Origin of the sequence: Snodgrassella sp. M0110, assembly GCF_016101465.1 — a bacterium.
Classification (GTDB): Bacteria; Pseudomonadota; Gammaproteobacteria; order Burkholderiales; family Neisseriaceae; genus Snodgrassella; species Snodgrassella alvi.
Window position 1 is genome coordinate 127254 of sequence record NZ_JACFQM010000002.1, and the last position, 16968, is coordinate 144221.

Genomic DNA, 16968 nt, shown 5'->3' on the forward strand with positions numbered 1-16968 from the left:
GTTTTCAGCCGGCTGTGAACAATTGCCGACCTTTTTAGGTTTGTATATCAGGCCGAACTCTATCTGTTTGAAAAATTGATTGCAAAAGAGGAAATGATTTAGTGAATAATTCAGAAAATAAGACACAATGGCGTAACTGGATGGCTGTTTGCATGCTTGCAATAGCGTCATTTATTGTGGTGAGTACCGAGCTGGCACCGATTGGTATGTTATCCGCTATAGCCTCATCTATGGGACAAAACAGCGGTACTACCGGTTTGGTTGTTACTCTGTATGCATGGCTGGGAGCTGTTTCTGCTCTTGTTTCAGTTACCACATTCAGCCATCTGCCTCGTAAACCAGTAGTAATTGTATTAATGTTGCTGATGGCTGCATCGAATGGTATTGCAGCTATTAGTGAGCATTTTTCGGTACTTTTAATCGCCCGTCTGGCCGGTGCAGCTGCTCATGGCGCATTCTGGGCGATGGCGGGCACTATGGGGGCGCAACTGGTATCAGACAAATATACCGGCAGATCCACAGCAATTATATTCAGCGGTGTTTCAATAGCCAGTATACTCGGTGTTCCCCTTATTAACTGGATTAGTAGCACTATTGGCTGGCGTTTATCATTTTTATTACTGGGCGCATTAGCCATAATTACGGCAATTATTCTGGCTTTTACCCTGCCGGCTGTATCCGGTACTTCCCGAATGGTGCGAAAACAATTTTCAGCAGTTCTTCAGATTAAGCAGTTACGCCAAGTTTATCTGATTGCTACTGCTGCCATCATCGCCCATTTTGCTGCTTTTACCTATATTGAAGTATTTATGGCCGAAGAAATGGCTATTTCTGCCAACTGGATTGCTGTTTGTCTGTTTGTATTCGGTATAGCCGGTGTAGCTGGTAATCTGTTATGTGGTCTGTTTATAGACAGATATCTGAAAAGTATACTTGGTGCAGGCTTAGTGCTGATTTGTGGCAGTCTGATTCTGCTGAGTGCAGTCTTGTCACATAATCCAATCATGCTGATGGTATTGGTGTTTGCGTGGGGTTTAGGTGTAGCCATATTATTTGTTGGTATTCAGGCGTGGGTAATCCGGCTGGCAGGATACGATAACGCTTTACCCGCCTCTGCTATTTATGCAGCTATTTTTAATGGAGCCGTAGGGATTGGGGCAATTATCGGGGCGGGAATTATTGATTTCGGCAATATGAAAATGCTCTATTTAATTGCCTCTTTGATCACCTTATTCAGTTTATTGCAGTTACTAATCAGCAAAACGATGCATAAGCCGGTGCAGTAAAACCAATATATTCCACTTATACATTTTTATATCTAATACCACCAATTCAGAAGAATTTAAGCTGTAGCCAATTTGTCTGATTTAAAAGAAATATAAATTCAAATCAAAGGCCGCTGAAATAAGCGGCCTTGTGCACATTTTTCAGAATTAATCCTGAAATTTTTTCTTGATTGAATCTACTGCACCATCTATGGCATTAGCCACATCATGCACAGCTTCTTTCACGCCGCCAACGGCCTTATCTACCATTCCTTCAGACTGGGTTTTAGTATCACCCACTACTTTACCCACATTCTGTTTTACTTCGCCTTTGGCTTTATCTACAAATCCGTTATCGCTCATAACCATCTCCATTCTGTATGTCTACTGCATGTAACAGTATTCAATTAAACACAAGTAAATTCTTATCCTTCAATAATTTATCTTAGAGAGACAATTAGCGGTAAGCAATGGAAAACGCCAATATTTGCAGCTAATTACATATAAAAATAATTAATTGGTAATTCATGCAGTTAATTAACTCAATATCAATTTATTTACAATTTTCTTTATCTATCAATAAAAATCCATCTGGTTAAATATAGTTGTAGATAATTATGAATTTTATGATATTAAGTTTAATTTTTGTTATTATTAGTTAAATTTAATATATCTAAATACTATCAGATTGTGTTACGAAGCAGCATACAGATTTATTGTTTAGCTATCAATAAATAAACAGGAATAGCAATGGAAGAAAAAAATATTGATGAAAAAATCAAAATATTAGAAAAAATTACCCGTAATAATAGTAGTAAAAAAAATTATGTTAAGACTCAGTTAATTTTAGGTTCTTTATATTTATCAAAAAAAGATTTTGTTAAGTCTGAACAATGTTATCTTAATATTTCTGAACAAGATGCACCAGAAATTTATGTTCATGCAAAATTTCAGCTAGGTAAACTTTATAGTAAAAATATAAAAAATTATATTAAAGCAAAAGAAAGCTTTCTAGCTGCATCCGAAATGGCTACTTACTCTAATAGTTTTCCGCACCATTATATTTGTGCCCAGATTATTTTGGAATTAATACAAAACAAATCCAGTCTTTTATCTAATCAGAAAGAAATTGAAAAGCTTAATGAAACATTATTAGATAAAATCAAACATATATATTTTTTAACTATTGGTATAAAATATAATTTATTGGTTTTAAATCAATTTCAATATATTGAACAAGAACGTCGTGTCGCTCATTATACAAAGCCGGCTGTATTATTTAATTTACTTAAAGGAGAAAATCCCAGTAAATTCCGGCTTAATATTGTAGATTTTATGAATGACCCCAGTGAAAATCAGGTATTAACCAGCTGACTGAATATCAGCAATCATCCAGATAATGAAATCAAAAGCTTTTTAGCCAGTTTTTCCTTTAATCATAATTGTCTAAATCAATTTCGTTTATACGGTAATGAAGATAATATTATCGGTTCCGGTGTCAGTATTGCTTTTAATAAAGATTTTTTTGGTCTGGATACTGAACGCAGTATCAATAACGAAATAATCTCATCACATAGCATTAAATCAATTAACCCGTTCGAAAATAAACAAATTAAATTTGAAAGTAATAATAATCTTCATCCTTTGCCTTTATACCGTTGCCTGTATTTTGATCCGGAAACAGGGTATATGGCGTTAGCCAAACGCAATAAACAATCCTTTTATCTGGAATACAAAAATGAAAAAACACCAGAAGCCATTGATAGCGAATGGGATGAATATATTAAATCATTATATGAGACTGATAAAATCAATAGTATTCGTGACAATTTAGAAAAAATAAAAGAGTTGATTGAAGAACTTTCGAATAATCCTGAGTTAAAAAAAATCTCCAATCTAGATGAACTACTTAGTCTGGCGGTTTTACCCATTTCCTGTCTGATAAAACATGCTGCTTTTGAAGATGAAGATGAGTGCCGGATGATTTATATTACTCATATCGCGGATGATAATATTGTTGAACCGCAGGATTATCAGTCTGCTAACAGTTTGTTTGTCGAATATACGCATGTAGAAGAATATATTGATAATATTTATCTGGGTCCGCAATGCAAGATGCAGCATAAGATATGGCTGCAAAATCATTTTAAAAAGAAACGGCGTGAAAGAGAAATTAAGCTGATTAAATCTGAAATGCCGCTGCGCTGATTCAGGCTAAAACAACAGGATTAATTAAAATATCAGCTTTACTGCTATTGCTAAACTGGCAGTTTGGTTATCCCATGTATAATCTGCCTGTATCAGAAATTTGACCGACTTAAATACCGGCCGGAAATATCCGTTCGGTATTTCTTTGGCGGTGTTAAAAGAGTGCAGTATTATGCAGGAACATAAACAGTTGATTACCGCAGAATATTCAGCCGGGAGTGATGCACACCAGCTCCGGCAAAATGCTAAACCGAAAAGAACTTTATCCGTAGCGCCGATGCTGGACTGGACAGACAGGCATTACCGCTATATGGCCAGACTGATTAGCAGAAATGTGTGGCTGTATACAGAGATGATTAATGCTAATGCAATCATCCATGGCAACAGTGACAGATTACTAGCCTATCATCCGCAGGAGCAACCTGTTGCTTTGCAGCTGGGCGGCAGTGAGCCGGCAGTTCTGGCACAGGCTGCTAAAATTGCTGCCGGTTATGATTATGATGAAATTAATCTTAACTGCGGCTGCCCCAGCCCGCGGGTACAGCAAGGCGCTTTTGGTGCCTGCCTGATGCGTGAAGTTGAACTGGTAGCACGATGCTTAAATGCTATGCAGGAAGCGGTTAATATTCCGGTTACGATTAAGCATCGCATCGGTCTGGATAAGGAAACAGCCTATCAGCCTCTGGCTGATTTTGTCGGTACGCTACGTGAAAAAACTGCCTGTCGTATTTTTGTTGTTCATGCACGCAATGCATGGCTGGATGGGTTATCGCCGAAAGATAACCGTGATATTCCGCCTTTGCGTTATGATTATGTTTATCGTCTGAAACAGGAATTTCCTGATCTGGAAATTATTCTTAATGGCGGGGTTACTGATAATGCACAAATTCACCGGCATTTGCAGTATGTTGACGGGGTAATGGTCGGACGTGAGGCTTATCATAATCCGATGCTGATGCGCTGCTGGGATGCTGAATTTTACGCCAGTCTTCAGCCGGCTGTTGAATATGAAGACCTGGTTAATCAGTTAATTGACTATGCTCACCGGCAACTGGCTAATCCGGATATTTCATTGCGCCATATGGCTCGGCACTATCTGGGGCTGATGCATGGTTTACCCGGTGCGCGCCAGTGGCGAAGGACGCTGTCTGATGCTTCGTTATTAAAAAATAATGATGCCAGCCTGATTGCAAAAGCATGGCAGGCGGTAAAAGACGGTGCCGCAAGCCAGTCTGAGTTGATTTAAGTTACAATTAGGCCGTTTTTATTTGGATAAATCCGCATGCAACAGTATCTTGACTTAATGCAATATGTTTTAGACCGTGGCACAGATAAAGCAGACCGTACCGGTACGGGTACGCGCTCGGTTTTTGGCTATCAGATGCGTTTTAATCTGGCTGATGGCTTTCCTGTGCTGACTACTAAAAAGTTGCATTTACGTTCAATTATTTATGAGTTACTCTGGTTTCTGCGCGGCGATACTAATATCGGCTATTTGCATGAACATAATGTTTCTATCTGGGATGAATGGGCAGATGCAGATGGTAATCTGGGGCCGGTATACGGCTATCAGTGGCGCAGCTGGCCGGCACCGGATGGCCGCCATATCGACCAGATCAGTAATCTGCTGCAACAGATTAAACACAATCCTGACAGCCGCCGCCTGATTGTATCTGCATGGAACCCGGCACTGGTAGATGAGATGGCTTTACCGCCCTGCCATGCTCTGTTTCAGTTTTATGTGGTTGAAGGCAAGCTTTCCTGTCAGCTTTATCAGCGCAGTGCTGATATTTTTCTGGGTGTGCCTTTTAATATTGCCAGCTATGCTCTGCTAACGATGATGATTGCTCAGGTATGTGATTTAGAGCCGGGGGAATTTATTCATACGCTGGGTGATGCTCATTTATATAGTAATCATTTTGAACAGGCTAAACTACAGTTAAGCCGTACACCGAAAAATCTGCCGCAAATGCATCTGAATCCTGATGTAAAAGATCTGTTTTCTTTTCAGTTTGAAGATTTTACGCTTACTGATTATCATCCGGATGCCCACATTAAAGCACCAGTAGCTGTATGAATACTCTGAATAAAATTACGCTGATTGCCGCTCTTTCGGATAATAACTGTATTGGCGAAAATAATCGTATTCCCTGGCATGTGCCCGAAGATTTTGAATTTTTTAAAAGTTACACTATGGGCAAGCCGGTTGTTATGGGACGTAAAACCTGGGAGTCGCTGCCCAGAAAACCGCTTCCAGGCCGCGCCAATTATGTTATCAGCCGGCAGGATGCACAGACATTCAGCGGAGCAATTTTGTGTCACAGTGTTGAAGATGCGCTCAGACAATTAGCCGGTTGCTCTGAAATTATTATTATGGGCGGGGCACAAATTTATACTCAGGCGATACCTCTGGCTACCGATTTGCGGTTAACCAGAATTCATGTTGATGTTGCCGGAGATACTTTTTTTCCGGCAATTGACACGGATATCTGGCAGCAAACTGAAAGCAGCAGTCATGTAAGCAGTAAAAATAATATTGCTTATGATTTACAGCATTATGTACGCCGGTCTGGTGTTGAGTAAGTTTTATTGTGCAAGCCAGTTTGTATTCAGTCCGATTGCTCTGAAATCAGAGACTGCAATGCAGACTGGCTGATTGATGATGCTGTAAATTTTCTCAGTCATATTTTCTAAGATTTACGTTTTTGCTGAATTGTCGGGAAAATGTTGGTTTTCTGCGTTTATGCAGGCGCTATATTTGTCTGCTATTTACTGCATATAATCAGCATAGATAATCTTTGACAGTTCCCTGCCAATCCCCCACAATAAGTCTGCACATTGTTAATCAAATTAAACATCAGAAGGATGCAGTCATGAGTACAGTAACTCTGCAAGGTACCGCTGTTGAAGTCAGTGGTCAGTTTCCAAAAACAGGCAGTACAGCACCAGCTTTTACGCTGACTGATGCCGGTTTAAATGAATTATCGCTTACCGATTTTGCCGGTAAACGTAAAGTACTGAATATTTTCCCTAGTGTAGATACAGGTGTTTGTGCTGCATCTGTACGCCATTTTAATGCAGCTGCGGCCAATCTTTCTAATACTGTTGTGTTGTGTATTTCTGCCGATTTGCCATTTGCGCAGGCTCGCTTTTGTGGTGCAGAAGGACTGGATCAGGTAAAAACTCTGTCAACATTCCGTCATCCTGAATTTAAGGAAAACTACGGGGTTAAACTGAGCAGCGGTGCTTTAGCCGGCTTATGTGCCCGTGCGGTTATTGTACTGGATGAAAATAATCAGGTTTTATACAGTCAGTTAGTGGCTGAAATTACGACAGAACCGGATTATGAGCAGGCATTAGCCGCTCTTTAAAATGGCTTTTTCATACAAGCGTTCAGATTTCTGAACGCTTTTTTTCTTTCGGGCTATGTCGTTGCGCTGATAGCTTTGTTAAAATCTACTGATAAAGATATTTAACTAGAATAACAGGAAATCACATCAATGAACCCACAAAAACTGACTACCGATATACAACGCCCGAAATTAACTCTTCCCAACGGAGAAAATAAAGTATTGCTTCATTCTTGCTGTGCGCCCTGCTCTGGTGAGGTTATGGAAGCAATGCTGGCCTCTGGTATTGATTATACGATTTACTTCTATAATCCTAATATTCACCCGAAAAAAGAATATGAAATCCGCAAGGATGAAAACAAGGCATTTGCGGAAAAATTCAATATTCCTTTTATTGATGCTGATTATGATATGGACAACTGGTTTGAACGCGCTAAAGGGATGGAGTTTGAACCGGAACGCGGTATTCGTTGCACTATGTGTTTTGATATGCGCTTTGAACGCACAGCATTGTACGCATATGAAAATGGTTTTTCAGTTATTACCAGCTCATTAGGGATTTCCCGCTGGAAAAATATGCAGCAAATAAACGATTGCGGCAAACGTGCTGCAGAAAAATATCCTAATCTTGTTTACTGGGATTATAACTGGCGTAAAGGCGGCGGCAGCCAGCGTATGATTGAGATTAGTAAGCGTGAGCAGTTTTATCAGCAGGAATACTGTGGCTGTGCTTATTCTTTACGTGACAGCAATGCCTGGCGGCGTGAGCATGGCAGAGAAAGCATTAAAATTGGTACGAAATTTTATGGTAATGAAGAAAAGGCTTAAGTTTTTTTGTTAATCATTGGTTGTATTTTGAGTCACTTCATCAGTATTACTCTCTAAAAGCGGATTCAGACTTGAATCCGCTTTTATATGGGAAAGTGTTCAGGTTAAATTTTTCAGGAATGGCTTTCTTTTCATTCAAGCTGATATTGAAATTTTGGGTTGAACATTATGTAAAACTCGATAAATTTGTACTCAGTTTATACCAACCATACGTAATATAGCTGCACAAGGAAACTAATGCAGTAACGAGAAGGATAAACATGAATCAATGGATTTTTCTTTCCATCGCTATACTAGCTGAAATATTTGCAACCAGTATGCTTAAGCTGAGTAATGGTTTTACCCGGCTGATGCCCAGTATTTGCTCTGTTCTGGGCTATATTATTTCGTTTTATTCGCTTGCACAAACTCTGAAAACTATGCCTGTAGGCATTGCTTATGCAGTGTGGTCCGGTGTGGGCATTGTTTGTGTGTCAATCATAGCCTGGATCAAATTCGGACAAAAGCTGGATATGCCGGCAATTATTGGCATCGGTCTGATACTGGCGGGTGTTATTGTGATTAATCTGTTTTCCAAATCGATGACTCATTAGCAAAAAAACCGTGGAAATCCACGGTTTTTTGCTAATGCAGTATGACTGTATTATTCTGCTGATGCAGGTTTCGGTTCATGCTGCAAGCTTACTGCACGAGCAGGCACAATTGTGGAAATCGCATGTTTGTATACCATTTGTGTTACTGAAGTATTACGTAAAAGTACAACATACTGGTCAAATGATTCCACCTGACCCTGTAGTTTAATACCGTTTACCAGATAAATTGAAACTGGCACATACTCTTTTCGCAGTGCATTCAAGAAAGGATCTTGTAACATTTGTCCTTTGGCGCTCATTTGGCTACTCCTGTTTTTTTGATTATGTTATCGCTTAGCTGCACCTGCGTACAGCGATTTAGAAAGCAGTGTCAATGCTATCACATTAATGGGCATTTGTTTTCTTTGAACTGACTTTATTTTTACGCTTTACCTGCTTTTTCGATTGTTTTATCTGTTCACGCTTGGCAATTCGGTTACTTAGTTTGACACGACGCAATGGCTGCGCTGGTTTGCTGTCATTTTCCTGATATGGATTCTCGTTTACATTATATTGAATACGTAAAGGTGTTCCCTGTAAATGAAATGCTTTGCGAAATGTTTGTGTCAGATATCGGGTATAAGCATCACTGATATGCTGTAAGGCATTACCATGTATGACTATAACTGGCGGATTCATGCCGCCCTGATGGGCATAACGCATTTTGGGGCGAATTAAGCCGGCGCGCGGAGGCTGTTGTCGTTCCAGTGCGCTTTGCAATACGCGGGTAATTTTCGGAGTAGGCAGTTTAATCATTGCAGCATCATAGGCAGCCTGAATTGAGCTAAAAAGCCCGTCAATTCCTTTTTCTTTCAATGCCGAAATATAATGAAATTTGGCAAAATCAAGAAAATACAGTTTACGTGCTATATCACGTTTAACCTGTTGCTTGCGCTCTTCGGTTATTCCGTCCCATTTATTTACTGCAACAACTAAAGCACGCCCAGCTTCCAATGCAAAGCCGGCAATAGTTGCATCCTGATCGGCTATATCCTGTTGTGCATCAAGTACCAGTACAGCTACGTTAGCCGCTTCGATAGCCTGCATTGCTTTAATAACGGAAAACTTCTCGATGGCGTCATCTACTTTGCCACGACGACGTACTCCGGCAGTATCAATAATGGTAAAAGGGTTGCCGTTGCGCTCGAAATCAATGTGAATTGAGTCACGTGTAGTACCGGCCATGTCAAAAGCAATAACTCGCTCCTCACCCAGGATTGCGTTAACTAAAGTTGATTTGCCGACATTTGGCCGACCAATAACTGCAAAAACCGGATGATGACTGTTTACCTGTTCCTCTTCTTCGGGAAAGTCTTCCAGTACAGTTTCTATCAGCCCGTACACGCCATCACCATGCGCCCCTGATATAACGATAGGCTCTCCCAGACTTAATTCATAAAACTCTGCTGCCAGAATCGGTCTGTTAGCGCCCTCACCTTTATTCACTGCCAGATATACAGGCCTGGAACTCTGGCGCAAATGGTTGGCGATAATCTTATCCTGTGGCGTCAGACCGGTACGTCCGTCTACCAGAAAGATAACTGCATCCGCCTCATCTACGGCTTGCAGAGTATGGCGAGCCATTTCATATAAGATACCGCTATCTACTACCGGCTCAAAACCACCGGTATCAACAACCAGATAAGGTTTACTTCCTACCCTGCCGTGCCCGTAATGCCGGTCGCGGGTTAGGCCGGGTAAATCGGCAACCAGTGCATCACGTGTACGGGTCAGGCGGTTAAATAATGTTGATTTGCCTACATTCGGGCGACCAACCAGAACAATCGTTGGTTTCATATTTATTCTTTCAGATAATTTCTATTGCTCTAAAACAGCAATAGCCTGCCAGCGGCAAGCTTTTCAGTACAACTGATAAACCTGAAGTTCCTGCCGATTTTTCCGGCCGGAACTTCAGGTTTTATTAAGCATTGGTTAACTCAAACTGCTTATTTTCAATTGAATGATTTCGCGTTGTACTGAATCTTTTGATAATAAATTCAAAGCTTGCTGGTAAATAGCAACAGCTTCGGCATTTTTCTTCTGTGCCTGTAAAACATCACCTTTAGTTTCCAGCAGAACTGGTTTAAACGCATCAGTAACTTTCACATCCAGTGCCTGTAATGCTTCATTATATTTACTTTGCTGTAAATATACGCTAGCCAGTCGCTGCGCAACGATTGTTTGCAATAAGTCATCGTGCTGTCTGGCTTTAACCCATTGCAAATGACGGATAGCTTCATCATATTTGCCATCATCAAATGCAGAACCGGCCATCATCAGTGTTGCCTGGGTAGTATTCATAGTCTCAGGATATTTTTCCTGTAGCTGTATGAGTGCCTTTTTACTTTCAGCCATATTATTAGCACCAGCCTGAGTAACAAATGTTTCAAATATAACGGCTGCCTTTTCATCATTGCTGCGTAAATGACTCTGATACAGCACATACCCCAAATATGCCAATGACAATATAACTAGTATAGCAAAAATCCAGCGTCCCCAGCGTTGCCAGAAATATTTGAAATTCGCAACTTCCTGTTCATCCTGAATATGTACAACCATTATGCATTCTTCCATTGTTGGATTAACTGTAAAGCTGCCTCAGCAGCAACAGTCTGTTGTTCATGAGTACGCAGATTTTTAAGCGTCAGCGTATTGTTTAATTGCTCGTCCTGAGCCACGATAACTGCTATTGCCGCACCGCTGGCATCAGCTTTCTTTAATTGAGCTTTCAGGCTTTGATCACCACAGTGTAAATAAACATTCAGCCTTGCTGCCCGTAATAATACTATATGCTGCATAGCTTTGAGACTACTTCCTTCTCCCTGATGTATTACATAAACATCAGGCGCATTATTCACATGTAGTTTACCGAATTCCTGAACAAGCAGTAATAAACGTTCAATACCCAGAGCAAAGCCAATGGCCGGCGCCGGTTTACCGCCAAGCTCTTCGATCAGCCCGTTATAACGTCCGCCACCGCATACTGTTGCCTGTGCGCCCAGTTTAGTTGTCGTCCATTCAAATACGGTCAGATTATAATAATCCAAACCGCGAACCAGACGCGGATTTTCTACATATGTGATACCGAGCCCGTCCAGCATATTTTTTAAAGTATTATAGTGTGCAAGTGATTCAGCACCCAGATAATCTATAAGACGTGGCGCAGCATTCGCCATTGCCTGTAAATCAGGATTCTTAGTATCCAGCACACGTAACGGATTAGTATGCATACGACGCCGGCTATCCTCATCCAGAATGGCTTCATGCTGTTGTAAATAAGCAATTAGTGCAGTACGGTGAGCAGCACGCTCCTGCTGATTACCAAGAGTATTTAATTCAAGTGTGAGATATTCCCTAATACCCAGCCGTTCCCAGAGGTTTGCAGTCATAGCAATCAGTTCGGCATCTACATCAGGCCCGTTAAATCCTAATGCCTCAACACCAACCTGATGAAACTGACGATATCGTCCTTTTTGTGGGCGTTCCCGTCGGAACATCGGCCCCATATACCATAATTTTTGCGGACTATTATAAAGTAAGTTGTGCTCAACAACTGCACGAAGACAGGAGGCTGTGCCTTCCGGTCGCAGGCTCAGGCTCAGTTTGTCGTTGGAATCGGCAAAGGTATACATCTCTTTACCCACAACATCAGTTTCTTCACCGATTGAACGCACAAACAAACCAGTTTGCTCAACAATCGGGGTACGAATCTGGCTGTAACCAAAACTGCGTGTCCAAGCAACTATCACATCTTCAAATGCCTGCCAGAGTGCAGATGTCAGTTTAAAATCTTTCTGCACGACCGGCAGTAAATCATTCATGCCTTTTACGGCCTGGATTTTCTGACCCATATTAATTAATTCGTTTATCCCTGTTAAACTATATTAGCTGCTGACAGCTATAACAGTATATTTATCTTATAAAGCTGTAATCGGAATCACTTTCGCTGTTTCCCGCTTTTTACCCTGCTCACCATAATTGGTCTGAATATATTCTTCTACCAAAGCCAGAAACTCTTCAGCCATATGCTCACCTTTTAAGGTGGTTTTGCGCTCGCCGTCAACATATACAGGAGCAACAGGTGTTTCACCGGTACCTGGTAAAGATATACCGATATCAGCAAGTTTACTTTCACCCGGGCCGTTAACGACACAACCCATAACGGCCACATTCAGATTTTCAACACCAGGATATTGAAGCCGCCAGACTGGCATTTTTTCCCGCAAATATTGCTGAATATCCCGTGCCAGTTCCTGAAACACGGTACTGGTTGTACGTCCGCACCCCGGGCATGCCGTTACTAGCGGCGTAAAAGAACGCAAGCCCATGGTTTGCAGGATTTCCTGAGCAACCACTACTTCCTGAGTCCGAGCACTTCCCGGCTCAGGAGTAAGCGATACTCTAATAGTATCACCAATTCCCTGTTGTAATAAAATAGCAAGAGCTGCAGAAGAGGCTACAATACCTTTACTTCCCATTCCTGCTTCGGTTAAACCAAGATGCAGTGGATACAGACAGCGTGCGGCCAGATTATGATAAACCTCTATTAAATCCTGTACATTTGATACTTTGCAAGACAATATAATCCGGTCGGCAGGTAAACCAAGGCTTTCCGCTTTTTGTGCTGATTCCAGTGCTGAAATAATTAATGCTTCTTTCATAACTGTTTCAGCAGGCTGAGGTGTTGCTAAGGCCAGATTATTATCCATCATGCGCTTTGCAAGAGCCTGATCCAGCGACCCCCAGTTTACTCCGATGCGAACAGCTTTATCGTGCTCTGCTGCTGTATGGATCATGAAAGCAAATTTTTCATCACCCTTCACCCCTTTACCCACATTACCGGGGTTAATCCGGTATTTTGAAAGTGCTGTTGCACAATCCGGATAATCTTTAAGCAGGCGATCGCCATTAAAATGAAAATCACCAACTAAGGGGACATTACAGCCCATGTCATTCAGACGCTGGCGAATTTCAGATACTCTGGCTGCCGCCTGAGGTGAGTTAACTGTAATACGTACCAGTTCTGAGCCAGCATCTGCCAGTGCTTTTACCTGAATGGCTGTTTGTTCTGCATCAGCCGTGTCTGTATTAGTCATCGACTGCACTCTGACTGGTGCATCAGAGCCTATTACCACATGATCAACTTTTACCTGATGTGTTTTTCTGCGTACGCCAGCCAAAGTCATTTCAGTTTCCACCTACAATCATTACTGCAGTTCTTTTTTTGTTCTGTTCAATAGCAATATCTTTGCCGGCAAACTGAATACTCACCCCTGGTGTATAGCCAAGTACTACCTTATAAGGTGCGGCCCCGCTAAACTGATGTGTGCTATTTGCATCAACAACCTGACCAATAAGTACTTTACCGTTTTTATCACTCACCTGTAACCAGCTTCTGTTTGTCATTTTTATTACTAATGTGTCTGCTGCAGATGCGGCAGGCTGAGATGCTTCCATACCGGCATTCTGGCTTGTAGCGGTTTGACTGCTACTACTTGCTGCAGAAACAGGCTGAGAACTGATTTGTTCATTGGTTGTCATTGGCACAACCCGAATATTACTTGCGGCAATATCGCTAATTGAAGCAGCTTGCACAGATACTTCCTGACTGGCTGTAGCTGCTTGTCTGGCACTTTCAGAAGTGGATTTAGTCTGCCATGCATAGACTCCGGCACCAATTAAAATTACTACCAGAACAGCAATCAGCCAACTCGGAAAATGACGGCGTTGCGGCTTATTCTTAAAATCAAGATCAGCTGACTCAACTTTACTGCTGTCTGCAGTTGAATAATGATTAGCTGCTGGAAAAATCTGCTGAAAATACTGCTTTAACTCTTTTTCATCCAGCTCAAGCAAACGGGCATATGAGCTCAGAAAGCCTTTGATGAATACAGCCTCAGGCAAACCTTTATAACTACCGCTTTCCATCGCCTCAATTTGTCTGGCTGGTAGTTTTAAGCGCTCAGCAACTTCACCGACAGACAGACCTCTGTGTTTTCGGGTCTGCGAAAGTATGGTACCCAGAGTTTCAGCAGCATTCGGGCCGGATTCGGTATTTTTGGTTTGCTCATTCATCAGAATTTTCCTGTAGAAACCTGCTCTAGTTCAGCAGAATAAGGGAAATTATTGCGCAATTGTGCTTCATATTCATAAGCAGCCTGTATATTTCCCAAGGATTTTGCAATTCTCCATCCCAGTAATAAATCATCTGCTGATAATCTGTTTATCTGACTCTGATACTGTTTAAACAGATAGTTGGCATCTGATGTATTACCTGCCTGCAATTCGTTGCGTGCCATTTCTTTCTTGGTTATTATAAAATTCGGATTTGCAGCTAGCGCGCGTTCAAAATAGCTGTTAGCAATCTGATATTGTCCCATGCGGCTACTGCAAATACCTTTATTGAACTGAGCAACTTCCGGTGTAGGATATGTAGGATCTGATAAAGCTTTATCAAAATAAGGGATAGATTTATTCGGATTTTTTAGAAAATCACAAACAAACCAGCCATAATTATTATTTACCTCTGCACTGTCAGGAGCCAAAGACAAAGCGCGCTGGAAGCTTTCCTCTGCTTTGCCCGGTTCTTTTAGATACTGCCATATTTGAGCCCGTATTAACCATGTTTCAAATGAACTGCTATTATTTTTTAAGGCTTCATCAATGGATTCTACAGCCTGACGGTAATTTTGAGTTTTCATATACTCAACTGCAAGCTGAGTCTTTATTTCTGCAACTTCTTTAGCTCGCTGTGCCGCAGTTGGTTTTTTTACTTTTGGCTGGTTAGCACACGCAGATAATATCAGTGCAAACAATAATATTAACCCTAATTTTTTCATAAAATCATTCCTGTACAAGTTGCCATTTTTGTTGTCGCTGAGTTTTGTCTTTTACTTTACCTGCCAATTGACCACATGCGGCATCGATATCATCTCCACGGGTTTTTCTGACTGTAACCACAAAACCTGCTTCCTGTAAAATTTCACGAAATATGCGGATACGTTCATTTGTTGAACGTTCAAAACCCGAATTGGTAAACGGATTAAACGGTATAAGATTAAATTTACATGGCACATCTCTAACCAGTTCTATCAGTTGGCGCGCATGTTCGGGAGCATCATTGATTTCTTTGAGCATAATATACTCAAACGTAATAAAATCACGCGGCGCTTTTACCAGATAACGTTGACAGGCAGACATTAACTGATTAAGAGGATATTTTTTATTCAGCGGAATAAGCTTATCACGCACCTGATCATTAGACGCATGCAAAGAAATAGCCAAAGCTACCGGCATTATTTCTTTCAAACGATCCATTTGAGGAACCATACCAGAAGTAGAAACTGTGACTCGGCGACGTGATAAGCCATAGCCATGGTCATCCAGCATAATACTTAATGCTGTTACCACGTTATCGAAATTAGCTAATGGTTCCCCCATTCCCATCATTACTACATTGGAAATAACTCTTTCGTCTTTTGGAGTAACACCAAGCGCTTTATTTGCCCACCATAACTGACCGATAATTTCAGCAGTAGTCAGATTACGGTTAAAGCCTTGCCTGCCGGTAGAGCAAAACATACACTCGAGTGCACAGCCTATTTGAGAGGAAATACATAACGTACCCCGGGTATCTTCCGGAATAAAAACAGTTTCCACACCATTACCAGTACCTACATCCAGTAACCATTTACAAGTACCATCAGCAGATTTTTGTTCAACCAGCAAATCCGGTACTTTTATTTCAGCCTTATCCAGTAATTTGTGACGTAAAGATTTGGCCAGATCAGTCATATCAGTAAAATCGGCCACTCCGCTTAAGTGCATCCAGCGCATAACCTGTCTGGCACGAAAAGGCTTCTCACCCATTTGTGAAAAATGGGCAGTTAAACCGGGTAAATCGAAATTTAGCAAATTGGTTTTCATCTAGGTAACACAATAAAAAGCAGATAGTGGTACAGGCAGGCAATCAATCTTTCAGGATTCATTATGCTGATAATTCAAATTTATTCAATAATTTATACAATTATTTAACTTCTACAAAAATCATCTCTAGTGTAAATTATATTTATAGAATAATACATTAAAAACTAGAAACTGAAATTGTTAATTTATAAATATAGATTGTAAATTAGTCCACCTTCCAGGTGGACTAATTTATAGATTTATCTGCCTGATTAGCGGCTGCATAATTCATCAGCAGTGAAGAAATATGCAATTTCAGTAGCAGCATTTTCAAGACTGTCAGAGCCATGAACAGCATTAGCATCAATTGAATCGGCAAAATCTGCACGAATTGTTCCTGCAGTAGCTTCTTTAGGATTGGTTGCACCCATCAGCTCACGGTTTTTGGCAACGGCACCTTCGCCTTCCAGCACCTGGATCATTACAGGTCCGCTGATCATAAAATTTACCAGATCTGCAAAAAACGGCCGCTCTTTGTGAACAGCATAAAAGCCTTCAGCCTCTGTTTTGGAAAGTTGTTTCATTTTAGCTGCAATAATTTTTAGTCCGTTATTTTCAAAACGACTGTAAATCTGTCCGATAACATTTTTAGCAACTGCATCCGGTTTAACAATAGATAATGTGCGTTCGATAGTCATATTTGCTTCCATTATGTTAAATATATTGAATTTTTTGCAGTAAACATTACAGCAAAAATATATTTTGTCATTTTAACAAATT

Annotated in this window: 19 protein-coding genes; 9 read left to right on the forward strand and 10 right to left on the reverse strand. The window is 40.9% G+C overall.

The genetic code is table 11. The annotated features are described in order from the left end of the window. The first annotated feature begins 101 nt into the window (after positions 1-101). The gene (locus H3T84_RS03315; RefSeq protein WP_198217927.1) at positions 102-1286 is read left to right on the forward strand and encodes an MFS transporter; all 1185 of its coding nucleotides are present in this window, start codon (positions 102-104) and stop codon (positions 1284-1286) included. A gap of 147 nt (positions 1287-1433) precedes the next feature. On the opposite strand, the gene H3T84_RS03320 is transcribed toward H3T84_RS03315, so the two are convergent. After that, positions 1434-1628, reverse strand: a complete 195-nt coding sequence (locus H3T84_RS03320) for a CsbD family protein (RefSeq protein ID WP_025330793.1) — start codon at positions 1626-1628, stop codon at positions 1434-1436. 387 nt (positions 1629-2015) lie between these two features. Here H3T84_RS03320 and H3T84_RS03325 point away from each other — a divergent pair, with 387 nt between their 5' ends. From H3T84_RS03325 to H3T84_RS03360, 8 genes are all read left to right on the forward strand, one after another. Beyond that, on the forward strand, positions 2016-2639 hold the full coding sequence (locus H3T84_RS03325) for a lipopolysaccharide assembly protein LapB (protein WP_198217929.1): 624 nt from the start codon (positions 2016-2018) through the stop codon (positions 2637-2639). A gap of 30 nt (positions 2640-2669) precedes the next feature. Further along, on the forward strand, positions 2670-3473 hold the full coding sequence (locus tag H3T84_RS03330; RefSeq protein WP_370524015.1) for a DUF2971 domain-containing protein: 804 nt from the start codon (positions 2670-2672) through the stop codon (positions 3471-3473). Positions 3474-3645: 172 nt separating this feature from the next. After that, positions 3646-4719 (forward strand): tRNA dihydrouridine(20/20a) synthase DusA, encoded by a 1074-nt coding sequence (dusA, locus tag H3T84_RS03335; RefSeq protein ID WP_198217931.1) that lies wholly within the window; start codon positions 3646-3648, stop codon positions 4717-4719. 36 nt (positions 4720-4755) lie between these two features. After that, positions 4756-5550, forward strand: a complete 795-nt coding sequence (locus H3T84_RS03340; protein WP_041879511.1) for a thymidylate synthase — start codon at positions 4756-4758, stop codon at positions 5548-5550. A 5-nt stretch (positions 5551-5555) separates the two neighbouring features. Beyond that, positions 5556-6056 (forward strand): dihydrofolate reductase, encoded by a 501-nt coding sequence (locus H3T84_RS03345; RefSeq protein WP_041879552.1) that lies wholly within the window; start codon positions 5556-5558, stop codon positions 6054-6056. A 290-nt stretch (positions 6057-6346) separates the two neighbouring features. Then, positions 6347-6844, forward strand: coding sequence for a thiol peroxidase (gene tpx, locus H3T84_RS03350; protein ID WP_037395044.1), 498 nt, complete (start codon positions 6347-6349; stop codon positions 6842-6844). Positions 6845-6973: 129 nt separating this feature from the next. Further along, on the forward strand, positions 6974-7651 hold the full coding sequence (locus tag H3T84_RS03355) for an epoxyqueuosine reductase QueH (protein ID WP_041879507.1): 678 nt from the start codon (positions 6974-6976) through the stop codon (positions 7649-7651). A 260-nt stretch (positions 7652-7911) separates the two neighbouring features. Further along, entirely contained in the window at positions 7912-8244 is a 333-nt protein-coding gene (locus H3T84_RS03360; protein ID WP_041879503.1) for an SMR family transporter, read from the forward strand. A 50-nt stretch (positions 8245-8294) separates the two neighbouring features. Here the strand turns inward: H3T84_RS03360 and hfq are convergent, their stop codons facing one another. The 9 genes from hfq to ndk form a co-directional block, all read right to left on the reverse strand. Then, the gene (gene hfq, locus H3T84_RS03365; protein WP_025330801.1) at positions 8295-8543 is read right to left on the reverse strand and encodes an RNA chaperone Hfq; all 249 of its coding nucleotides are present in this window, start codon (positions 8541-8543) and stop codon (positions 8295-8297) included. A gap of 85 nt (positions 8544-8628) precedes the next feature. Continuing rightward, on the reverse strand, positions 8629-10080 hold the full coding sequence (gene der / locus H3T84_RS03370; RefSeq protein ID WP_041879549.1) for a ribosome biogenesis GTPase Der: 1452 nt from the start codon (positions 10078-10080) through the stop codon (positions 8629-8631). Between the two features lie 135 nt (positions 10081-10215). Next, positions 10216-10842 carry a tetratricopeptide repeat protein gene (locus H3T84_RS03375; protein ID WP_037476226.1) on the reverse strand — a complete coding sequence of 209 codons (627 nt, stop codon included), beginning with the start codon at positions 10840-10842 and terminating at the stop codon, positions 10216-10218. Then, positions 10842-12134, reverse strand: coding sequence for a histidine--tRNA ligase (gene hisS, locus H3T84_RS03380; RefSeq protein ID WP_198217933.1), 1293 nt, complete (start codon positions 12132-12134; stop codon positions 10842-10844). Before hisS ends, H3T84_RS03375 begins: the two co-directional genes overlap by 1 nt. A gap of 66 nt (positions 12135-12200) precedes the next feature. Next, positions 12201-13469 carry a flavodoxin-dependent (E)-4-hydroxy-3-methylbut-2-enyl-diphosphate synthase gene (gene ispG, locus H3T84_RS03385; protein ID WP_198217935.1) on the reverse strand — a complete coding sequence of 423 codons (1269 nt, stop codon included), beginning with the start codon at positions 13467-13469 and terminating at the stop codon, positions 12201-12203. A gap of 1 nt (position 13470) precedes the next feature. Then, complete coding sequence (locus H3T84_RS03390; RefSeq protein WP_174833466.1) at positions 13471-14358, reverse strand: RodZ domain-containing protein; 888 nt, start codon at positions 14356-14358, stop codon at positions 13471-13473. After that, the gene (gene pilW, locus H3T84_RS03395; protein WP_198217937.1) at positions 14358-15122 is read right to left on the reverse strand and encodes a type IV pilus biogenesis/stability protein PilW; all 765 of its coding nucleotides are present in this window, start codon (positions 15120-15122) and stop codon (positions 14358-14360) included. The genes H3T84_RS03390 and pilW overlap by 1 nt, the downstream gene beginning before the upstream one ends. 4 nt (positions 15123-15126) lie before the next feature. Next, positions 15127-16209, reverse strand: coding sequence for a 23S rRNA (adenine(2503)-C(2))-methyltransferase RlmN (rlmN, locus tag H3T84_RS03400; protein ID WP_198217944.1), 1083 nt, complete (start codon positions 16207-16209; stop codon positions 15127-15129). A gap of 251 nt (positions 16210-16460) precedes the next feature. Continuing rightward, complete coding sequence (gene ndk / locus H3T84_RS03405; protein ID WP_198217947.1) at positions 16461-16886, reverse strand: nucleoside-diphosphate kinase; 426 nt, start codon at positions 16884-16886, stop codon at positions 16461-16463. Positions 16887-16968: the final 82 nt, after the last annotated feature.

Bases quoted from the DNA above. Each gene is read 5' to 3' on its own strand.
- H3T84_RS03320 (WP_025330793.1), bottom strand. From the start codon at position 1,628: ATGAGCGATAACGGATTTGTAGATAAAGCCAAAGGCGAAGTAAAACAG.
- H3T84_RS03325 (WP_198217929.1), top strand. From the start codon at position 2,016: ATGGAAGAAAAAAATATTGATGAAAAAATCAAAATATTAGAAAAAATT.
- dusA (WP_198217931.1), top strand. From the start codon at position 3,646: ATGCAGGAACATAAACAGTTGATTACCGCAGAATATTCAGCCGGGAGT.
- H3T84_RS03340 (WP_041879511.1), top strand. From the start codon at position 4,756: ATGCAACAGTATCTTGACTTAATGCAATATGTTTTAGACCGTGGCACA.
- tpx (WP_037395044.1), top strand. From the start codon at position 6,347: ATGAGTACAGTAACTCTGCAAGGTACCGCTGTTGAAGTCAGTGGTCAG.
- H3T84_RS03355 (WP_041879507.1), top strand. From the start codon at position 6,974: ATGAACCCACAAAAACTGACTACCGATATACAACGCCCGAAATTAACT.
- H3T84_RS03360 (WP_041879503.1), top strand. From the start codon at position 7,912: ATGAATCAATGGATTTTTCTTTCCATCGCTATACTAGCTGAAATATTT.
- hfq (WP_025330801.1), bottom strand. From the start codon at position 8,543: ATGAGCGCCAAAGGACAAATGTTACAAGATCCTTTCTTGAATGCACTG.
- der (WP_041879549.1), bottom strand. From the start codon at position 10,080: ATGAAACCAACGATTGTTCTGGTTGGTCGCCCGAATGTAGGCAAATCA.
- H3T84_RS03375 (WP_037476226.1), bottom strand. From the start codon at position 10,842: ATGGTTGTACATATTCAGGATGAACAGGAAGTTGCGAATTTCAAATAT.
- hisS (WP_198217933.1), bottom strand. From the start codon at position 12,134: ATGGGTCAGAAAATCCAGGCCGTAAAAGGCATGAATGATTTACTGCCG.
- ispG (WP_198217935.1), bottom strand. From the start codon at position 13,469: ATGACTTTGGCTGGCGTACGCAGAAAAACACATCAGGTAAAAGTTGAT.
- H3T84_RS03390 (WP_174833466.1), bottom strand. From the start codon at position 14,358: ATGAATGAGCAAACCAAAAATACCGAATCCGGCCCGAATGCTGCTGAA.
- pilW (WP_198217937.1), bottom strand. From the start codon at position 15,122: ATGAAAAAATTAGGGTTAATATTATTGTTTGCACTGATATTATCTGCG.
- rlmN (WP_198217944.1), bottom strand. From the start codon at position 16,209: ATGAAAACCAATTTGCTAAATTTCGATTTACCCGGTTTAACTGCCCAT.
- ndk (WP_198217947.1), bottom strand. From the start codon at position 16,886: ATGACTATCGAACGCACATTATCTATTGTTAAACCGGATGCAGTTGCT.